17 protein-coding genes are annotated in these 18,641 nt (G+C 65.0%); 4 read left to right on the top strand and 13 right to left on the bottom strand.

Translation table 11 applies throughout. From position 1 onward, the window contains the following. Positions 1-65: 65 nt before the first annotated feature. The 5 genes from E1N52_RS04025 to E1N52_RS04005 all read right to left on the bottom strand — a co-directional run bounded on the left by E1N52_RS04025 (position 66) and on the right by E1N52_RS04005 (position 4,541). Positions 66-1,334, bottom strand: a complete 1,269-nt coding sequence (locus tag E1N52_RS04025) for an NAD(P)/FAD-dependent oxidoreductase (protein ID WP_165979331.1) — start codon at positions 1,332-1,334, stop codon at positions 66-68. Then, positions 1,331-1,606, bottom strand: a complete 276-nt coding sequence (locus E1N52_RS04020; RefSeq protein WP_133180377.1) for a 2Fe-2S iron-sulfur cluster-binding protein — start codon at positions 1,604-1,606, stop codon at positions 1,331-1,333. The genes E1N52_RS04025 and E1N52_RS04020 overlap by 4 nt, the downstream gene beginning before the upstream one ends. Next, positions 1,599-2,756 carry an NAD(P)/FAD-dependent oxidoreductase gene (locus E1N52_RS04015; RefSeq protein WP_133180564.1) on the bottom strand — a complete coding sequence of 386 codons (1,158 nt, stop codon included), beginning with the start codon at positions 2,754-2,756 and terminating at the stop codon, positions 1,599-1,601. The genes E1N52_RS04020 and E1N52_RS04015 overlap by 8 nt, the downstream gene beginning before the upstream one ends. Then, positions 2,756-3,706 (bottom strand): 4-hydroxyproline epimerase, encoded by a 951-nt coding sequence (locus E1N52_RS04010; RefSeq protein WP_165979330.1) that lies wholly within the window; start codon positions 3,704-3,706, stop codon positions 2,756-2,758. Before E1N52_RS04010 ends, E1N52_RS04015 begins: the two co-directional genes overlap by 1 nt. Before the next feature lie 127 nt (positions 3,707-3,833). Beyond that, positions 3,834-4,541, bottom strand: a complete 708-nt coding sequence (locus E1N52_RS04005) for a TetR/AcrR family transcriptional regulator (protein WP_205965561.1) — start codon at positions 4,539-4,541, stop codon at positions 3,834-3,836. 64 nt (positions 4,542-4,605) lie between these two features. Here E1N52_RS04005 and shc point away from each other — a divergent pair, with 64 nt between their 5' ends. Then, positions 4,606-6,642: a squalene--hopene cyclase gene (gene shc / locus E1N52_RS04000; protein ID WP_133180373.1), complete on the top strand. Its 2,037-nt coding sequence runs from the start codon at positions 4,606-4,608 to the stop codon at positions 6,640-6,642. 36 nt (positions 6,643-6,678) lie between these two features. Here the strand turns inward: shc and E1N52_RS03995 are convergent, their stop codons facing one another. From E1N52_RS03995 to E1N52_RS03985, 3 genes are all read right to left on the bottom strand, one after another. Continuing rightward, positions 6,679-8,358 carry a purple acid phosphatase family protein gene (locus tag E1N52_RS03995; protein WP_133180371.1) on the bottom strand — a complete coding sequence of 560 codons (1,680 nt, stop codon included), beginning with the start codon at positions 8,356-8,358 and terminating at the stop codon, positions 6,679-6,681. 203 nt (positions 8,359-8,561) lie between these two features. Beyond that, entirely contained in the window at positions 8,562-9,734 is a 1,173-nt protein-coding gene (locus tag E1N52_RS03990; RefSeq protein WP_133180369.1) for a porin, read from the bottom strand. Between the two features lie 217 nt (positions 9,735-9,951). Beyond that, positions 9,952-10,167, bottom strand: coding sequence for a TOBE domain-containing protein (locus E1N52_RS03985; RefSeq protein WP_133180367.1), 216 nt, complete (start codon positions 10,165-10,167; stop codon positions 9,952-9,954). Positions 10,168-10,462: 295 nt separating this feature from the next. On the opposite strand from E1N52_RS03985, the gene E1N52_RS03980 reads away from it, so the two are divergent. The 3 genes from E1N52_RS03980 to E1N52_RS03970 are packed head-to-tail and all read left to right on the top strand — an operon-like array spanning position 10,463 to position 15,146. Continuing rightward, entirely contained in the window at positions 10,463-13,315 is a 2,853-nt protein-coding gene (locus E1N52_RS03980; protein ID WP_133180562.1) for a molybdopterin oxidoreductase family protein, read from the top strand. A 13-nt stretch (positions 13,316-13,328) separates the two neighbouring features. After that, on the top strand, positions 13,329-14,195 hold the full coding sequence (locus tag E1N52_RS03975) for a 4Fe-4S dicluster domain-containing protein (protein WP_133180365.1): 867 nt from the start codon (positions 13,329-13,331) through the stop codon (positions 14,193-14,195). Continuing rightward, positions 14,196-15,146, top strand: a complete 951-nt coding sequence (locus tag E1N52_RS03970) for a dimethyl sulfoxide reductase anchor subunit family protein (RefSeq protein ID WP_133180363.1) — start codon at positions 14,196-14,198, stop codon at positions 15,144-15,146. A 47-nt stretch (positions 15,147-15,193) separates the two neighbouring features. Here the strand turns inward: E1N52_RS03970 and E1N52_RS03965 are convergent, their stop codons facing one another. The 5 genes from E1N52_RS03965 to E1N52_RS03945 form a co-directional block, all read right to left on the bottom strand. Further along, on the bottom strand, positions 15,194-15,370 hold the full coding sequence (locus tag E1N52_RS03965; RefSeq protein ID WP_028203043.1) for a DUF1328 family protein: 177 nt from the start codon (positions 15,368-15,370) through the stop codon (positions 15,194-15,196). Between the two features lie 238 nt (positions 15,371-15,608). Next, complete coding sequence (locus E1N52_RS03960; protein WP_133180361.1) at positions 15,609-15,905, bottom strand: YciI family protein; 297 nt, start codon at positions 15,903-15,905, stop codon at positions 15,609-15,611. Between the two features lie 12 nt (positions 15,906-15,917). Further along, positions 15,918-16,202: a muconolactone Delta-isomerase gene (gene catC / locus E1N52_RS03955; protein WP_069266126.1), complete on the bottom strand. Its 285-nt coding sequence runs from the start codon at positions 16,200-16,202 to the stop codon at positions 15,918-15,920. 56 nt (positions 16,203-16,258) lie between these two features. Then, positions 16,259-17,590, bottom strand: coding sequence for a short-chain fatty acid transporter (locus tag E1N52_RS03950; RefSeq protein ID WP_133180359.1), 1,332 nt, complete (start codon positions 17,588-17,590; stop codon positions 16,259-16,261). A 68-nt stretch (positions 17,591-17,658) separates the two neighbouring features. Beyond that, positions 17,659-18,639, bottom strand: coding sequence for a 3-hydroxyacyl-CoA dehydrogenase (locus E1N52_RS03945; protein WP_133180358.1), 981 nt, complete (start codon positions 18,637-18,639; stop codon positions 17,659-17,661). Positions 18,640-18,641: the final 2 nt, after the last annotated feature.

Genomic DNA, 18,641 nt, shown 5'->3' with positions numbered 1-18,641 from the left:
GCGGAAGTCACCATTGTGCCGATTTGCGCACGCTCGCGCATCTGCAACAAAAAACGCGTGTGGCGCTATTCCGTCACTTCTGCGTGCAGCAAGGTGTCGATGCGCGCGGGCGAGAACGGCGGACGCTGGCCGTTTTGCGGCCAGCCGAAGCAGAACGCCGCCGCGTCGCCGCAAATCTTGCCCTGGCACGGGCCCATGCCGCAGCGCGTCTGCAGCTTGGCGTCGCGCCACGACGCATGGCGCGCGACGTCGCGATACGTGACATCCTCGCAACGGCAGAACACGGTGTCGGGCTGCGGAAGCGCCCGCAATGCGGGTGCGAGTTCGAACGCCGCGTGCAGGCGCATGGCGAAACGGCGGTAACGCTCGCGTTCGATGAATAGTCGCCGGGCGTTCGCGCGGTCGCCGAGCGCGGCGTACGCGGCGATGCGTCCTTCCACCGCCGCGAGTTCCATGCCGCCCACGCCCGTGCATTCGCCGGCCGCGGATACGGCTTCGGCGGAGGTCTGCTGCCATTCGTTCACGGCGATGGCGGGAGAACCCGCATGGGTTTCGAGGCGGCAACCCAGCGCCGCGCCGAGGCCCGTATTCGGCACGAGGCCATAGGCGCAAGCGATCCGGTCACAATCGACCAGCACTTCGCCGTTGCCGCGCCGTACACGCGCTTGCGTCACGCGCGTCGTGCCGATGGATTCGGTGACGTACGCATCGCACCAGTAAGGCGTGGCGCGCAAATCGAAGCGCATGCGCAGCGCCTGTGCGAGCTTCGCCGGCGTATGGACGAGGCCTGCCGCGAAGCGGCGCACCGCTTGCGGCGGCGCCTGCTCGACGATTGCGGCAATCGTCGCGCCATGCTGGCGCGCGGTGACGGCGGCGGCCCAGAGCAACGGCCCGCTGCCCGCGACGACGATCCGTTCGCCCCGCACGGGCATCCCGCCTTTGATGAGCGCCTGCAAGCCGCCCGCGCCTGTGACGCCCGGCAAGGTCCAGCCGGGATAGGGCAGGAAGCGCTCGCGCGCGCCCGAGGCGACGATGAGCTTGCCGTAAGCGAGCGTGAGCGCCCGCTCTGGGCCTTGCGCGAGCAGTTGCCGCCCGGGCAGCGCTTGCACAATGCGGGTTCCGCTTAGCAACGTGACGTTGGTGCGCGCCGCGAGGGCGTCGAGCACGGCACGCGCGGGGCCGGTGGCGCGATGACCGGGACCCTGACGCCAGATCTGGCCGCCAGGCAGCGCATTGTCATCGACGATGCCTACGCTCGCGCCCGCTTCTGCGGCGATGCGCGCGGCGTTCAATCCGGCCGGTCCGGCGCCAATGATCAGGATATCGAACTTCATGGCGCTGCATTCCCGGTGACGACGTTCATGCCCGCGACGCAAATCGTCTGACAGGCAAGCCGATGCGGCACGCCGTCAATGGTGACACGGCATTCCTGGCAGATGCCCATGCCGCACAACGGCCCGCGCAGCGCGCCGCTCACCGAACGCCGCGTGACGGGCGCCGCGTGTTCTGCATGCGCGGCGATGGCGATGGCTGCGGCAACCGAGCTGCCCGGCGCGACGCCCACTTTGCGCCCGTCGATCGTCAACGTCGTATTCGATTCAGGCATGCACGGCCCCCTGGTCAGCGAAGCGCGCGGGGAGATAGGGCGTTGCGTCGATGTCGGCGGCGCGTCCGAGCATTTGCGCGGCAATCAGTTTCGCGGTGCCGAGCGCCGTGGTGACGCCGAGGCCCTCGTGTCCGGTGGCGAGCCACGTGGACGGATGGCGGTCGTCATCGGCGAACGAGGCAGCCGGGCCGATCAGCGGCATGCCGTCGCTCGATGCCGGACGAAAGCCCGTCCATGCACGAATCGCGTTGAGCGTGGGCAGTTGCGGCAGATATTCGGCGGCGCGGCGCAGCATGCGCGCGAGGATCGCCGGCTCGACGGCGGGGTCGGTGCTGTCGAACTGGCGCGACGAGCCGATCAGCAATTGCCCGGTCGGCCGCGGTTGCACGTTGAACGCCACCGAGGTGCCGCTAGCGTTGTGCGCGCTCTTGATGTAGCCGAGTTCGAGTATCTGATGACGAATCGTGCCGGGATAGCGATCGGTAATGAGCAGATGTCCCTTCTTCGGCTGTAGCGGCAGGCGCGGTAGCAACTCGAGCGCCTGGAGGCCGTTCGCGATCAACACTGCGCCCGCGCCGATGATTTCGCCATCGGCGAGATGCACGCCCGCGCGGTCGATATGCACGACCTGGGTTTGCGTGCGGCAGGTCATGCGGCCGCCGACCGGTTGTTCGAGCAGCCATGCCGCTACGGCAGGCGCATAGACCACGGCGTCGTTGTCGACGATCATGCCGCCTGCGAGGCCCTTGCGCAGACCCGGCTCCGCTTCGCGCAACTGGCGCGCGTCGAGCAGCGAGCACGCCACGCCTTGACGTTGCAGCGCCTGCTGACGCGTTTGCGCGAGCGCCAGTTCTTCTTCGTCGGCGGCGACCCAGAGCGTGCCGCAGCGCAAGAATGCATGGCGCTCGTCGAGACGCGGCGCCAGCGCGTGCCACAGTGCCAGCGACCACGCGCTCAGCGCGAATTCGGCGGGCGTGTCGTCCATCACGACGAGGTGGCCCATGCCGGCGGCCGTCACGCCGCCGCCTATGCCGGCTCGCTCGATGACGAGCACGTTCAGGCCCTGCGCCGCGAGTTCATGCGCGCATGCTGCGCCCACGATGCCCGCGCCGATCACGACGACATCGTATTGACTGCTCGAAACTTGCATCACGCGGGAATGCCCCACGCGAACGGATCGTCGTCGGCGAAAATCAGTTTGGACTCCGCGCTAATATGCGCGCTGCCGCGTATGCTCGGGCGCACATGGCCTGCGGGGAGATCGGGCGTGGTTTCATAGCAGGCTTCGAACACGCTGCCGATGATGCTTTCCTGACGCCACCGCGCGCCGGGTGCGAGCGTGCCGTCCGCGGCGAGGCACGCGACCTTCGCACTCGTGCCGGTGCCGCACGGTGAGCGGTCGTAGGCCTTGCCGGGACACAGCACGAAATTGCGGCTGTCGATGCCCGCGACGTCCGAGTGCGCGAACAGTTCGATATGGTCGATCAGCGCGCCGTCCGCGCCGGTAATGCCGTTCGCTTCGAGCGCCTGGCGCATGGCCCACGTGGCTTCGGTGAGCGCTTCGACGTTGCTCGCTTCGAGCGTCAGGTTGTGATCGGCGACGAGGAAGAACCAGTTGCCGCCCCAGGCGATGTCGCCGTGCACGCGGCCGTAGCCGGGCACGTCGAGCGGCACCGCCTGACGATAGCGATACGCGGGCACGTTGCGCACAGTGACGCTGCCGTCGGCATGCAGTTCGGCTTCGACGTTGCCGACCGGCGTTTCGATGCGATGCACGCCGGGCGCGATGCGCCCAAGATGCGCGAGCGATGCGATGAGGCCGATGGTGCCGTGCCCGCACATGCCGAGAAAGCCGACGTTGTTGAAGAAGATCACACCGGCGGAGCAGGACGGATCATGCGGCTCGCATAGCAGTGCGCCGACCATCACGTCCGAGCCACGCGGCTCGTTGACGACGCCCGCGCGCACGCGGTCGAAGTCGCGACGGAATACGGCGAGGCGTTCGGCGAGCGGGCCGCGGCCCAGCTCGGGGCCGCCGGCGATCACGAGGCGCGTGGGCTCGCCGCCCGTGTGGGAGTCGATAACGGTCAGGGTTTTCATGGCGACAATCGTAGGTCGCGCCATTTTGGCCGTCTTGCTCGAACGACCCATGCGCGGTGACGATTTCGGCATAGTGCGCCGGGCGTGAATGCGCGGCGGTGAGGGGGAACCCTTGCGCGTGCTTTCGTTAGTCTTTCACGAGCGCCAGCTGCTCCAGTTGGCGCACCACTTCGGCGCGCAGGCGCGGCGGCATGTTCTGGTAGCCGAGCAGGTCGGAGATCCACAGGCCGTCCGCCGCGAGCCGGCAGATCATGAGGCGGGCTGCGGCTTCGAGCGGCAGCGGGTCGGGGCGCGTCCACTTGCGCATAGGCGCGGCGTAGCGCTCGCGAATCGCGGGATCGGTCATCATCGCGGCCACCAGCACGCGCAGCACGTTGGTGCTGGCGGCGGGGCTCGTTTCGTCGATCGTGGTGTGCAGGTAGGCGCGCGCGGCGGCGCCGTGTTTCGGCGCGCCTTGCGCCACGCCTTCGTCGATGCGCGTGTGCATCTGCTGCTCGAAGCGCGTTAGCGTCTGCTCGAACAGGGCATCGAGCAAGCCCTGCTTGTTGGCGAAGTGATATTGCAGCGCGCCCTTGGTCACGCCCGCGCGTTCGGCCACGGCATCGAGCGTCACGGCGGGCACGCCTTGATCGGTGGCGATATCGGAAGCCGCTTGCAACAACTGCGCGCGCACCTGGGCCGGGGCTTTCTTGCGGCGCGTGCCGGCGGCAGGCGCCGTGTCCTTGCGTGGGGAAAGGGACTTCGAGGCCGGGGAGGCCGGTGGAGCCGCTGCGTCAGCCGCCTTCGCGCTGCGCCTTGTCGCGCGCGCGGGCGCCTTGACGGAGGAGTCTTTCATGGCGGCGATCATACCATTGCAGGCGTCGCTGCTAAACATTCCGTACGGATGGTATGATCCGCCGATGAAAAATTCCAACCCGCCTTTTACTGCCTCCGCAGCCGCCGTGGCGGCGCTCGACGCCTCGATCGTTCGCGGCCGCGAGGCGCTCGTGCGAGAGCAGGATGCCGACGGAAGCTGGTGCTTCGAGCTCGAATCGGACGCCACGATCACCGCCGAATACATCCTCATGATGCATTTCATGGGCAAGATCGACGTGGTGCGTCAGGAAAAGATGGCGCGCTATCTGCGCGCCATTCAGCGTTTGCAAACGCACGGCGCATGGGATCTTTACGTGGATGGCGCGCCCGATGTCTCGTGCAGCGTAAAGGCGTACTTCGCGTTGAAGGCGGCAGGGGATTCGGAGAACGCGCTGCACATGATGCGTGCGCGGGACACCATTCTGAAGCTCGGCGGCGCGGCGAAGTCCAACGTGTTCACGCGCATTCTGCTCGCCACCTTCGGTCAGGTGCCGTGGCGCGCCACGCCGTTCATGCCGATCGAATTCGTACTGTTCCCGAAGTGGGTGCCGATTTCGCTGTACAAGGTCGCCTACTGGGCGCGCACGACCATGGTGCCGCTGCTCGCGCTCTGTTCGCTGAAGGCGCGCGCGGCCAATCCGCATGACGTATCGATTGCCGAACTGTTCGTGAAGCCCCCCGAAGAGGAACGCGAATACTTTGCGCGCGGCAAGGGCATTCGCCGGTTCTTTCTCGCGGCTGACCGGGCGCTGCGCCATATCGAGCCGCTGCTGCCGCGCGCGCTGCGCCAGCGCGCCATGAAGTACGCCGAGGCGTGGTGTGCCGAGCGCATGAACGGCGAAGACGGCATGGGCGGCATTTTTCCGCCTATCGTCTACAGCTACCAGATGATGCAGGTGCTTGGGTATCCTGAAGATCATCCGTTGCGCCGCGACTGCGAGAATGCGCTGGAAAAGCTGCTCGTCGAGCGCCCGGACGGCAGCGTGTATTGCCAGCCATGTCTCTCGCCGGTTTGGGACACGGCGTGGAGCACGATGGCGCTCGAGCAGGCGCGCACGGTGGTGCCCGCCGATCCGGCGTCGGCCGCAATCAGCGACCAGGAATTGCAGCGGCGCATTACGCGCGCGTACGACTGGCTCGCCGAGCGTCAGGTGGACGACGTGCGCGGCGACTGGATCGAGAACGCGCAGCCCGACACGCCGGTTGGCGGCTGGGCGTTTCAGTACGAGAACCCGTACTACCCCGACATCGACGATACGGCCGTGGTCGCCGCCATGCTCCATCGGCGCGGCCTTGGGGAGGCGCGCAAAACGGGCGTGGACCCGTATGCGGCACGCGTCACACGCGCGCTCGACTGGATGCGCGGCCTGCAATCGCGCAACGGCGGCTTCGGAGCCTTCGACGCCGATTGCGACCGCCTCTATCTGAACGCGATCCCCTTCGCGGATCACGGCGCCTTGCTCGACCCGCCCACCGAAGACGTTTCGGGCCGCGTGCTCCTGTGCTTCGGCGTGACGGGCCGCGAGGAGGACAAGGCAGCGCTCGCGCGCGCCATCGAGTATGTGAAGGCCACGCAGCAAGCCGACGGCAGCTGGTGGGGCCGCTGGGGCACCAACTATATCTACGGCACGTGGAGCGTGCTGGCGGGTCTTGCGCTCGCGGGCGAGGACCCGAAGCAGCCGTACATCGCACGCGCGCTGGCGTGGCTGCGTGCACGCCAGCACGCCGATGGCGGCTGGGGCGAAACCAACGACAGCTATATCGACCCGCGCCTTGCGGGCACCAATGGCGGCGAAAGCGCGTCGAACTTCACCGCGTGGGCGCTGCTCGCGCAAATGGCGTTCGGCGATTGGGAATCCGAGTCGGTGCGGCGCGGCGTGGCGTATCTGCTATCCGTGCAGCAGGAAGACGGGTTCTGGTGGCATCGCTCGCATAATGCGCCGGGATTCCCACGTATTTACTACCTCAAGTATCACGGGTACACGGCCTATTTCCCGCTGTGGGCGCTGTCGCGCTATCGGCGGCTGGCGGGCGGTACGGTTGTGGCGCGGGAAGTGGAAGAAGCCGCGCTCGCAGACTGAATTCGAAGCGGGGCGCAAGCGCCCCGCGTGGTTCGCTTAGCGCGACTTCGCCAGCGTAATCGTTTCGAACAACTCATAATTCCCGGTCGGCGTCTGATCCGCACCGGGCGCGTGATAGTAGTTCATCGTGATCGTCGTCTTGCCGCCGTGCGTGCCGGGATCGACGTCGAACACCGCAATGCCATAGCCCGTGCCCGTATCGCGCTGCGCCGACCAGATCGCGTCTTCGAGCGCATCCGCCGTGGGGCGCGCGAAGGTGCCCGCGGTCGTGCCCGGCACCGGGTGGTTGGGCTTCGTGAACACCTGTGCCTGCGGATTGCCGTTGCCGGCGTCCACGCCATACACGTCGAGCGGCGCGCTCGTGCCGCCGCCGCCCAGGATCAGGTGGATCGTGCCGTGGCTCGTGTCGAAGGTGTTGGCCGTGCCCTGAGCGTGCGTGACGGGGCGCGGTTGAAGCGTGTCGACGCTCGCGCCGGTCTTCGCATCGACGCCCGCGTGATGATTGCAACCGCGCACCGGGTAGCTGCGCTCGTAGTCGTGATCGTGGCCGCACACCACGAGGTCCACGCCATAGCGGTCGAAGAGGGGCAGCCACGCTTCGCGAATGCCCTTGTCCGAGCCATTGCCCGTCTTCGACGAGCTGAGCGCGTCCTGGTGCATCTGCACCACGATCCAGTCGATATCGTCGTCCTCTCTTGCCTGCTTCAGGGTCTGCTCGAGCCAGCGCGTCTGCACGCCGTTGCTGTAGCCGCGCACGTAGAACGACGTGCCCGGTTGGATCGGTGCGTTGCCCGTGCTCGCGGCCGGCACGAGCGGCGAGGGGCCGGCCACGAACGCGGCGGCGTCCTGATAGACCACGTCGTCGGCGTCGAGCGAGACGAACAGCACGTTGCTCACGCGGAAGCTGTACCAGCGGCCCGAAAACTGCGTGCCGTTATGGGGCAGCGTATAGCGCGTGAGATACGAATTCAGACCCTGCGGACCGTTGTTGAACTCGATCTCGTGATTGCCGGGGCAAGGCATCCACGGCCGATTCGCCGACGAAGTCTGATTGTTGTTGCCGAAGTCGCGCCACACATCGGTCTGGTGCGCGGGATTCAGGTTCGCGTAGCAGAGATCGCCATTGAGCAGATGAAAGAGCGGCTGGAAGCGCTCGACGGCTTCCACGGCAAAGCGGCTTTGCGGCGACGACAGCACCCAGCCCGTGTTCGGCGTGGCGAGGTCGCCGTAGCTCGTGAAGCGGAACTTTGCGCGCCCGCGCGGCGCCGTGGTGAAGCTCGACGAAAACGGACTGCTTGCGTGGCTATCGTTATCGGCGGTGACTTCGTAGCGGTAGGTCGTGGCCGGGTCCAGCCCGCGCAGCCGCGCGTGATACGTGAAAACGACGACGCCGGTAAGCCCGTCGGTATAGGTGCGCTGAACGGCGTGCACCGTCTCGCGCTTGCCGCGATCGGCGCTGTAGATCACGCGCGGATTCGTGGAGGAGGCGAGCGATGCCCACGAAACGACGACTTCGCGTGTCGGGTCTTCGCCCCAGGTGAGGTGGATCTGCTCGGGCGTGCCGTCCGGCGTGGCGGTGTCGGCTTTCGCGCTGCCCGCAAAAGCGCTGGCCGCGCTCGCGAAGCCGGACGCGCCGGCAAGCTTGAGGAAGCCGCGGCGCGAGACACTGGCGCCGCTTTCGGTGGATGCATTCTCGGGGATGTCTTTTTTCGTCATGTCGTCTCGCCTCGGGAGCAGAGCGCGAAACCTGCGCTAGCGGACTTGCATGACTGACGCGCGCGGGCGCAAGCATCGCAGGTTGAGTGTCTGCGCAACGATGGCTCGCTAGCATGACCTGGCGATGACATTGCCCTTATTTTACGCAGCACGACGGGCCGCGCTTGCGTCGCGCGGCCCGATCTCACCCGTTAAGCATGAGCTTAGAACTTCAGGCGCATGCCTGCTGCGACGACCGCCTGCGTATTGCTGGACGAAGCCGCGAGGTTGTAGATCGACGCATTGCCGAGCACCGGGATGCCTTGCGCACCGGAAACGCGCTGGTAGACGCCTTCCAGATACACGTCGGTGCGGCGGCTCAGCGCGTAGTCGGCCTGCAGCATGAACTGGTTCCAGTGCGGCGACGCATTGCCTTCGGCGCGGCTGACCGAACCGTCCGTATAGGTATAGGCGCCGCCGAGGCTCAGTTGCGGCGTGAGCGCGTAACGTCCGTTCACTTCGAAGTTATTGAACGTCAGGTAGTCGGCGTCGAACGCATTGAGCGAGCCGCCCTGGGCGATTTGCGTGGGCTCGGCGACCATCGTGCGCGTGAACACAAGGCCCACCTTTGCCGGCCCGATCGTATAGCTGCCGCCCGCGCCGAGCGTGCGTGTGCGTGCCGCCACGAACATCGGATCGTTGTCGGTGCCGCTGCCGGCGCTCAACGCGCCGTTTGTGGTCGAGCCGGGCTCGTTGCCCTGGAAGTACGCGACGGCCAGGTTGATCGGGCCGCCGTTCCACGAAGCGCCCATCGTGTAGGCGTTATTGTTCGAGAAGCCACCGCCCTGGTTGCTGAACGCGTAGGCGCCTTCCACCTGGAAGCCCGCGTAGGTCGCGCTGCGGAACTTGACGGCGTTGTTCATGCGCACGTCGTTGTTGAGATTGTCGTTGTCGAACGGATGCATCGCGATGTTGCCGCCGAAGCCGGAGCCCGTGGCCGACATCGGCGCGATCATGTCCACGAGCGCATCGTACTGGCGCCCGAGCGTGAGCGTGCCGTACTGGTCGCTGGAGAGGCCCAGCCACGCTTGCCGGCCGAACATATAGCCGCCGTTGGAGCCCTTGCCGTTGACGACCGAGAAGCCGTTCTCGAGGTCGAAGATCGCCTTGAGCCCGCCGCCCAGGTCTTCCGTGCCGCGCAAGCCCCAGCGGCTCGTGCTCACGTTGCCGGACTGCATACCCCACGTCGTGCCATGACCCGTGGACGACTTCTGATTGCTGACGTAGTCGAGGCCCGCATCGACCGTGCCGTAGAGCGTAACGCTGCTTTGTGCGTGAGCGCTCGTGCAGGCGGCGGCCGCCGCGAGCGCGAGGATATTCAACAACGCTTTTTTCATTTCGATTCCGTAGAGAAGGAGAATTCTTCGTGTGTGGCGGAACCGGAAATTTAGGGGAGGGCGATTACGCAAACGTGTCGAAAATGGCCCCTAAAATGAAACTTCGTTTAGGTTCTTGATATGTTCTGTTCATCGCAAAGCCGGTCCCGGATCATGGTTGATAAATCAACCATAATTCGACGGATCGGCGTGGTGGACGTCCGCTCGAATCCGGGCGTCAAGGCGCCGCGAGTTTGACGTCAGAGGATTTGACGACGGCAACGACCTTCGCGCCGGCTTTCAGTCCGAGCTGGTCCAGAATTCGGGTTTCGATGACGGACGTGAAGATCCCCGCCGCCGTGGCGACATCGACCTCCGAATGCTCGGCGCCTCTGATGATCGCGACGATTCGACCGGGAAACTGGTTGCGAACGCGGGTTGGGGGAATATCCATGATTCGCAAACGTATGGGCCAGGGCAAAGGGCTGGACCATACCGCGCGGCGCGGTTCCCGGGGAATCAGGGTTTCCCGCAGCCTGGCGGAATAATCGAAACTATCGGATTTCGTGATGGCTGGTATCCGGAATGCAAAGTTGAGTAGTCAATCACATAGGCCTACCATTTCTAGCGCATAGTCGGCGTGCCGAGGCGGTTCCCGGACGCCCGTCAGTCGTACATGGAGGCCTCTAGTGGACCACGGCGCCCGAACTCAAGACGAAAAGCTGGAAATCAAGACCACGACCTGCTACATGTGCGCGTGCCGTTGCGGCATTCGCGTGCATCTGCGTGAAGGGGAAGTCCGTTATATCGACGGCAACCCGGAACACCCGCTGAACCAGGGGGTGATCTGCGCGAAAGGTTCGTCGGGGATCATGAAGCAGTATTCCCCGGCGCGCCTCACGCAGCCGCTCATGCGCAAGCACGGTGCCCAGCGCGGTGAAGCGCAGTTCGAACCCGTTTCGTGGGACGTGGCGCTCGAAACGCTCGAGAAACGCCTCGCCCATCTGCGGGCAACCGACCCCAAAAAGTTCGCGCTCTTTACCGGCCGCGACCAGATGCAGGCGCTCACCGGCCTCTTCGCCAAGCAGTTCGGGACCCCCAACTATGCCGCCCACGGCGGTTTTTGCTCCGCGAACATGGCCGCGGGCATGATCTACACGATGGGCGGTTCGTTCTGGGAGTTCGGCGGCCCGGACCTCGACCGTGCGAAGCTCTTCATCATGATCGGCACGGCGGAGGATCACCACTCCAATCCGCTCAAGATCGCCATTTCGAAGTTCAAGCGCGCGGGCGGCCGCTTCATCGCGATCAACCCGATCCGCACCGGCTACGCGGCCATTGCCGACGAATGGGTGCCCATTCGTCCCGGCACGGACGGTGCGCTCTTCATGGCGCTGATCCACGAGTTGATCGAGGCCGACGCGTACGACCACGAATTCGTCAAGCGCTTCACCAATGCCGGCGAACTGCTGGACATGCGCACGGAGAGCGACACGTTCGGCCTGTTCGTGAAGGATGCCACGCTTCCCGAGAGCAATCCCCTGTTCCCGCAAAACCATCTGTGGTGGGACGAGAACACGGGCGCTGCCGTGCAGCATCACACGCCTGGCGCGCAGCCCGCGCTGGACGGCCGTTATGTGCTGGACGACGGCACGCCCGTCACGCCGTCGTTTGCACTGTTGCGTGAGCGTGTGAAGGAAACGACGCCCGAATGGGCTGAGGAAATCACAGGGATTTCCGCTGAGACGATCCGCCGTCTCGCGCGTGAGATGGCGCAAACCGCGCGCGACCACAAGATCACGCTGCCGATTCAGTGGACGGACGCCTGGGGCATGAAGCACGAAAGCGTGACGGGCAACCCGATCGCTTTTCACGCCATGCGGGGGCTGGCCGCGCATTCGAACGGCTTTCAGTCGATCCGCGCGCTCGCCGTGCTGATGTCGCTGCTCGGCACGATCGACCGGCCTGGCGGTTTCCGTCACAAGTCGCCGTATCCGCGCGCGGTGCCGCCATCGGCCAAGCCGCCAAGCAGTCCGAACGATGTCAAGCCGAATACGCCACTGCCGTCCGGTCCGCTCGGCTGGCCCGCGGCGCCGGGCGACCTCTTCATCGACGAAGCGGGCGAGCCGGTGCGCATCGACAAGGCCTTTTCATGGGAATACCCGCTGGCCGTGCATGGCCTCATGCACAACGTCATTACGAACGCATGGCGAGGCGACCCGTACCCCATCGACACCTTGTTGATCTTCATGGCCAACATGGCGTGGAACTCGTCGATGAACACGAGCGAGGTCCGCAAGATGCTGACCGACCGCGGACCGGACGGCGAGTACAAGATTCCGTTCCTCGTGGTGTGCGACGCGTTCCAGTCGGAGATGACGGCGTTCGCCGATCTGATCCTGCCCGATACGACCTACCTGGAACGGCACGACGCGATGTCCATGCTCGACCGGCCGATTTCGGAGTTCGACGGTCCCGTGGATTCCGTGCGGGTGCCGGTGCTCGAGCGCACCGGCGAGTGCCGTCCGTTCCAGGAAGTGCTCGTCGAGCTGGGTAGCCGCCTGAAGCTGCCGGCCTTCACGACGGCCGAAGGCAAGCGCAAGTTCAAGGATTATCCGGACTTCATCGTCAACTTCCAGACCGCGCCGGATTCCGGCGTCGGCTTCCTGATTGGCTGGCGCGGCAAGGACGGCGACAAGGCGCTCGTGGGCGAGCCCAATCCGAACCAGTGGGAGCAATACGCGAAGCACAACTGCGTGTTTCATTACACGCTGCCCGAAGAGCTTCAGTACATGCGCGGCGTAAATGGGCCATACCTGCAGTTCGCCGTGGAGAAAGGGTTCCGTAAATTTGGTGAGCCGATCCTGATCCAGCTGTATTCGGATGTCATGCAGAAGTTTCGCCTCGCCGCGCAGGGCAAGACGGATGCGCGCCAGCCGCCCGAGCATTTGCGCGCACGCGTCGAACGCTATTTCGACCCGCTGCCTTTCTGGTATGCGCCGCTGGAACTCGCGGCAACCGATCTCGAACGCTTCCCCTTGGCGGCAGTGACGCAGCGCCCGATGGCAATGTATCACTCGTGGGATTCGCAAAACGCGTGGCTGCGCCAGATTCACGGCGAAAACTACCTGTATGTGAATCCGCGTATGGCGCAGGAAAACGGCATCGAAGACGGCGGCTGGATCTACGTCGAGTCGCAGTGGGGCAAGGTGCGCTGTATGGCGCGTTATAGCGAGGCCGTCGAACCGGGCACCGTCTGGACCTGGAACGCTATCGGCAAGGCCGCTGGCGCATGGAATCTCGGACCGGACGCCAACGAATCGCAACGCGGTTTCCTGCTCAATCACCTGATTACCGAAGAGTTGCCTTTCGGCGACGGCAGGCGCGTGTCGAACTCTGATCCCGTGACGGGGCAGGCCGCGTGGTACGACGTGCGCGTGCGCGTGTATCCGGCCGAGGCCGACGCCGACCACACGCTGCCGCAGTTCGCGCCGATGCACCCGTTGCCGGGTTCGACCGGCACGGTTGGGCGGATTCAGGCGTATTTCGCGGGCGGCGGCAAGTTCGCTGCGCGTCTGCGCAATGTTGTGACACGCAAGTAAGGAGGACCCCGAAATGACGCAAATGGCGTTGGTGATCGACCTGAACGTCTGTGTGGGGTGCCACGCGTGCGTGACGAGTTGCAAGGAATGGAATACCTCGGGGCAAGCGGGGAGCCTTTCGGACGTGCGCCCGTACGACGCCGATCCGTCCGGCACGTTCTTCAACCGCGTGCAGACCTACGAGGCCGGCGAGTTTCCGAATTCGGACACCATTCACTTTCCGAAGTCGTGTCTGCACTGCGAAGACCCGCCGTGCGTGCCCGTGTGCCCCACCGGCGCGAGCTTCAAGCGCAAGGAAGACGGGCTCGTTCTCGTCGACTACGACAAGTGCATTGGCTGCAAGTATTGCTCGTGGGCCTGCCCCTATGGCGCGCGCGAACTCGACGAAGAGCGCAAGGAGATGACCAAGTGCACGCTGTGCGCGGATCGCATCTACAACGAGGCGCTGCCCGAGCGTGACCGCAAACCCGCTTGCGTGCTCGCATGCCCGACATCGGCGCGCATTTTCGGCGACATTCACGACCCCGAGTCGGACGCGTCGAAGGCCATTCAGGCGCGTGGCGGCTATCAGTTGATGCCGGAGTGGGGCACGAAGCCGTCGAACCACTATCTGCCGCGCGTGAAGACCGAAGGCAGTTGTGGCAGCGGTTCGTGTGGCTGCAGCGGCGGCGCATCGGCGGCGTCGCCAGCGAGCATGCTCGAGGCCGGCGAGCCCATCAACCTCGCGAGCCTCGCGATCCGGCGCGGCACACCGGCTGTGTCGCGCGACAAGCGGCTCGATGATCGACTGGATTCGGGCAAGCTCAATCTGGCCGCCTTCGCCACGCGAGTGAAGTCGCTATTCACGCGCGCGCACACGGTCGCGACCAAGGAGATTTGAATGAGACCCGCATTTTCTGTTGTTTTCCTGACCACGCTTTCAGGTGCGGGGCAAGGTCTGTTGATCGCGCTGTTTGGCGTCGAGTGGCTTGCGAGGCTGCATCCCGAATGGACCGCGTGGCAACAGGTGACGCCGCAGTTCTACGTTTGCGGTGCCGCGCTCGCACTCGCGCTCGGCGTTCTGGGCCTCGTCGCTTCGTTCTTTCATCTCGGGCATCCGGAGCGCGCCTGGCGTGCCATCGCCATGTGGCGCACCTCATGGCTCTCGCGCGAATGTCTCGCACTGCCCGTGTTTCTCGCCACGACGTTCCTCTACGGTGTCGCGCACTGGATGCATGCGTCGTGGTCGCTCGCCATCGGTGCGGTCGCGGTGCTTGCGAGCGCCGGTCTGTTTGTCTGCACGGCCATGATCTATGCGTGCCTGCGCTTCCTTCAGGAGTGGGCTACGCCACTCACGCTGGTGAACTTCGTGCTGCTCGGCTGCGCTTCGGGCTTCACGATCGCAACGGCAAGCGCTGCGTGGCTTGCGCCCGGCATCGCGCGGGGCCTCGGGTTCGCGGCAGGTGTGCTGATTGTGGCCGCCTGCGTGAGCCGCGTCGCCGCACTCGCGCGCAATCAACGTCTGCATCCGCGCTCGACGTTGCAAAGTGCCACAGGTATTCAGTCCGGGAAAATCAGGCAGATTTCACGCGGCTTTACGGCTAGCGCCTTTAATTTGCACGAGTTCTTTCATGGCCAGTCCGACGCCGTGATGCAATGGGTCAAGTGGGGCTTTCTCGCGGGCGCATTCGTCGTGCCGCTGGCGCTGCTCGCCATGGCGCTGCCTACGCTCTCCGCAACGCTGCTCGTCGCGGCGTGCGTCGTTCAGTATGCGGGTCTCGTCGGGGAGCGCTGGTTCTTTTTCGCGCAGGCGCGTCATCCGCAGAACCTGTACTACCAGCGCGCGGCATGATGGGGCCTGGGGCACGGCCGGTGCCCCAGGCTTGCTTCGCGCCGCGGTCAATCGACGATCTTCTTCGTGACCACGAGTGCGATCACGAGGAACACCACGCACAGCACCACAAAGATAAAGAACAGGATCTTCGCAATTGCGGCCGCGCCGGCCGCAATACCCGTGAAGCCAAACAGGGCCGCGATCACGGCGATCACCGCAAAGAACAGCGCCATTTTTAGCATGATCGGTTTCCTCCTCGCGTGAAGGCGCCGCCACAAGGGCCGCGCTGCTTGATGGACTGACGGCGCACCTGCTCAGCAATCGATGTGCCCAGCAGGGGCTCCCACCGGGCGAGAAATGAAAAGTGGCCCGGTGTGCGGAGGCACACGCCGGGCCAAAAACGGCGCCGCACCGGGGAGCGCGGCGCTGTCGAGGGTCGAAAACGAACGGAACGTTCGTGAGAATGTCTGCGCCTGGCGCTTACAGGTAGGACGTTCCGTCGATGTAGGCCTTGCGCCAGCGAACGATCTTCACGCTCTCGAACAGCCCCACATGCGTGAACGGATCCTGCGCGATAAAGTGTTCGGCTTCCTCACGGGTCTCGAGGTCGACGATATAGATACCGCCGCCTGCGCTGCTGCCGTCGTCGTTGAGCTTCGCGCCGCAGGCAAGCAACAGCGCCTTGTTGCGCGCGAGAAATTCCAGATGTACGTCGCGCTCGCGTGCCCGTACCTCGGCGTGGCCGGGCTTGTCGAACGTTTCGATGAGAAAAGGCATGTCGCGTTCCTCTTAGTTGGGCACGATGGCCGACGGATGCTGGGCGAGCGGCGTCACGCTGATCTTCAGGAACGGGAAGAGCGGCAGTGCGGTCAGCAGCGTATGGAGTTCGTCGTTCGATTCGACATCGAATACGCTGTAATTCGCGTATTCGCCGGCCACGCGCCACAGGTGGCGCCACTTGCCTTCTCGTTGCAGCTTCTGCGAAAACGCTTTTTCCTCGGCCTTCAGCGCGTCGGCGAAGGCGGCGTCGGTGCCGTGCGGAATCTGCACCTGCATGTGCACGAGAAACAGCATGAATAGTCTCCGGTGAGGATGGTGTTCAGAAAGGGGCGCCTATAAGAGGGAGCCAATCAGCCCCAGGCAAGAATCGCAATCGAATAGACGATGCCGATCCAGAACATCATGATGACCGTGTAGCCCATGATGTCCTTGAGCTTGAGCTTCGAAAGCGCGAGGGCGGGCAAGATCCAGAACGGCTGCACGAGGTCGTTCCATGCGTTGCCGAGCATCACGGCCGTCGAGGTATGGCCCACGGAGGCACCGATGGTCTTCGCCGCTTCGATCATGAACGGTCCCTGGATGACCCAGTGGCCGCCGCCCGAAGGCGCGAAGAAGTTGATGACGAACGAACTGATCAAGCCCCAGAACGGCAGCGTGCCCGGCGTCGCGATCTTCACGAACGCTTCGGAAAACGTATTGACGAGACCCGAAGACGCCATGATCGCCATGATGCCCGCGTAGAACGGGTACTGCAGAATGATGCCGCTGATCGTGCGAATGCCTTCGTTGAGCTTCTCCACATAGCGGATTGGCGTGCCGAGCAGCAGGATGCCGAGGAACAGAATGAAGAAGTTGATGAGGTTCAGGTCGATCGAGCCGCCCTGTACGAAGTGCAGCGCGACATAGCCCATGCCGATCAGGCCGATCACGTAGCTCAGAAGACGGCTGTTGTTCAGACGGTTGGCGAGCGTGTTGCTTTCGTCGAGATCCACGCCGAGCGCGGCGGCCTTCTGCTGCTTTTCTTCCTGGGCGCGGTCGATTTCCTTGATCGGCTGACCGGGCTTCGGATGCAGCCAGGCGTTCAGGAGCGGCAGCGTGATGATGGTCACGAGGCTCGTGATGAGCATGGTGGGCGAGAAAATCGTTTCGGAGAGCGGAATGACGCCCATCTGCGCTTCGAGCGGATGCCCCTTCGTAGAGATCAGCACGGGAATGCTGGCCGAAAGCCCGAGGCCGTAGAGCGTAAAGCCGCTATACGCCGAAGCGATGATGAGCGGGTAGTGCACGCCTTTCACACGCAGCGCGAGCTTGCGTGCAACGATACCGCCCACCACGAGGCCGAATCCCCAGTTCAGATAGCTGCCGATGCCGCCCACCAGCGTCGCGACGATGATCGCCATGCGCGGATCGTTCACGCGCGCCACCACGCGGTTCAGAAAGCGGTCGGTGAGCGGCGCGGTTGCCAGCACGTAGCCCATCGCGAGAATCACCGCCATTTGCGTGGTGAACGCGAGCAGCGCCCAGAAGCCCTTGCCCCAACTCGTGGTGAGCGCTGTGACGGCTTGCCCTTGCACGATCACGGCAAGGGCCATCGTCAGCAGGGTGAGGCCGATCGCGAACACGAACGGGTCGGGCAAATACCGGCGCATCAGCTCGGTAAAGAAAGCGGTGACTTTCTGCATGGAAGTGTCTCTATCTGAATCGTAATAGTTGTCGGGTCTCTTCGGCTCTCGGCGCGCGTTCGACGCGCTTATGAGTCGTCGTGGCTTTGGGTCTTGCGATGGCGGGCGAGATGCATGAGCTGGCGGTCGCGCCAGCCCACGCGCTCGTCCCATTGATCGAGCGGCAGCGCCGCGCGTCTCGCCGCCTCGACCTGGGCGACGAGTTCGGGCGTCCACGGGTCGTGCTGGCCACGCTCGGCGCCCATGCGTGCGTACGAAGGACCCATCTTCTGCGCATGCGAGGCGATGCCGCCGCGCGTGTTCAGATCGACGGTCTCGAACGGGCCGATCACCGACCAGCGCGGGCCGAGGCCTTCGCGCATCACGGTGTCGATGTCTTCCACCGACGCCACGCCGTCACGCACGAGGCAATACGCCTCGCGCAGCACGGCGCCTTGCAGGCGGTTGAAGATGAAGCCTTCCACTTCGTGCTTCACGCGCACGGGCTTCATGCCCGCTTCGGTGTAGAGCGCAATCGCGCGCGTGGCCGCCGCTTCGGACGTGAAGGGTGCGGGCACGACCTCGATCACGGGCACGAGGTAGGGCGGGTTGCCGGGATGGGCGACGAGGCACCGCGCGCGACCGGGCAGCGTATCGTCGACGAATTTCGAAGCCGCGAGAAACGACGAAGCGCTCGCGAGAATCGCTTCGGGCGGCGCGGCGCGGTCGAGCTGCGCGAAGATCTCGCGCTTGAGTTCGGCGCGCTCCGGTGCGCATTCCTGCACCAGATCGGCTTGCGCCACAGCGGCTTCGAGCGTGTCGACGATCGCGACGCGTGCGGCGATGTCCTTCGCGCTTTCGTCGAGCAGCGCGTATTGCGCGAGATCGTTCAGGCGCAGCGCAATCTCTTCGGGCGCGGCAGCGCGGCGTGCAGCGTCGGGATCGTAGAGGCGCACGCGCCAGCCGGCCCGCGCAAAGCAGATCGCGAACGCCACGCCGATGCTGCCCGCGCCGACGATGCCGGCGCGGCGCGGTTCGCATGCTTGCGCAGGCGTTTCGAGGGCCGCCATCG

Source organism: Paraburkholderia guartelaensis (assembly GCF_004353905.1).
Classification (GTDB): Bacteria; Pseudomonadota; Gammaproteobacteria; order Burkholderiales; family Burkholderiaceae; genus Paraburkholderia; species Paraburkholderia guartelaensis.
This window is presented reverse-complemented; position numbering and strand designations above follow the sequence as displayed.

What these genes read in the sequence shown, in the direction of transcription:
- E1N52_RS04025 (WP_165979331.1), bottom strand. Translation starts at nt 1,334, where the DNA reads ATGAAGTTCGATATCCTGATCATTGGCGCCGGACCGGCCGGATTGAAC.
- E1N52_RS04020 (WP_133180377.1), bottom strand. Translation starts at nt 1,606, where the DNA reads ATGCCTGAATCGAATACGACGTTGACGATCGACGGGCGCAAAGTGGGC.
- E1N52_RS04015 (WP_133180564.1), bottom strand. Translation starts at nt 2,756, where the DNA reads ATGCAAGTTTCGAGCAGTCAATACGATGTCGTCGTGATCGGCGCGGGC.
- E1N52_RS04010 (WP_165979330.1), bottom strand. Translation starts at nt 3,706, where the DNA reads ATGAAAACCCTGACCGTTATCGACTCCCACACGGGCGGCGAGCCCACG.
- E1N52_RS04005 (WP_205965561.1), bottom strand. Translation starts at nt 4,541, where the DNA reads ATGAAAGACTCCTCCGTCAAGGCGCCCGCGCGCGCGACAAGGCGCAGC.
- shc (WP_133180373.1), top strand. Translation starts at nt 4,606, where the DNA reads ATGAAAAATTCCAACCCGCCTTTTACTGCCTCCGCAGCCGCCGTGGCG.
- E1N52_RS03995 (WP_133180371.1), bottom strand. Translation starts at nt 8,358, where the DNA reads ATGACGAAAAAAGACATCCCCGAGAATGCATCCACCGAAAGCGGCGCC.
- E1N52_RS03990 (WP_133180369.1), bottom strand. Translation starts at nt 9,734, where the DNA reads ATGAAAAAAGCGTTGTTGAATATCCTCGCGCTCGCGGCGGCCGCCGCC.
- E1N52_RS03985 (WP_133180367.1), bottom strand. Translation starts at nt 10,167, where the DNA reads ATGGATATTCCCCCAACCCGCGTTCGCAACCAGTTTCCCGGTCGAATC.
- E1N52_RS03980 (WP_133180562.1), top strand. Translation starts at nt 10,463, where the DNA reads ATGTGCGCGTGCCGTTGCGGCATTCGCGTGCATCTGCGTGAAGGGGAA.
- E1N52_RS03975 (WP_133180365.1), top strand. Translation starts at nt 13,329, where the DNA reads ATGACGCAAATGGCGTTGGTGATCGACCTGAACGTCTGTGTGGGGTGC.
- E1N52_RS03970 (WP_133180363.1), top strand. Translation starts at nt 14,196, where the DNA reads ATGAGACCCGCATTTTCTGTTGTTTTCCTGACCACGCTTTCAGGTGCG.
- E1N52_RS03965 (WP_028203043.1), bottom strand. Translation starts at nt 15,370, where the DNA reads ATGCTAAAAATGGCGCTGTTCTTTGCGGTGATCGCCGTGATCGCGGCC.
- E1N52_RS03960 (WP_133180361.1), bottom strand. Translation starts at nt 15,905, where the DNA reads ATGCCTTTTCTCATCGAAACGTTCGACAAGCCCGGCCACGCCGAGGTA.
- catC (WP_069266126.1), bottom strand. Translation starts at nt 16,202, where the DNA reads ATGCTGTTTCTCGTGCACATGCAGGTGCAGATTCCGCACGGCACCGAC.
- E1N52_RS03950 (WP_133180359.1), bottom strand. Translation starts at nt 17,590, where the DNA reads ATGCAGAAAGTCACCGCTTTCTTTACCGAGCTGATGCGCCGGTATTTG.
- E1N52_RS03945 (WP_133180358.1), bottom strand. Translation starts at nt 18,639, where the DNA reads ATGGCGGCCCTCGAAACGCCTGCGCAAGCATGCGAACCGCGCCGCGCC.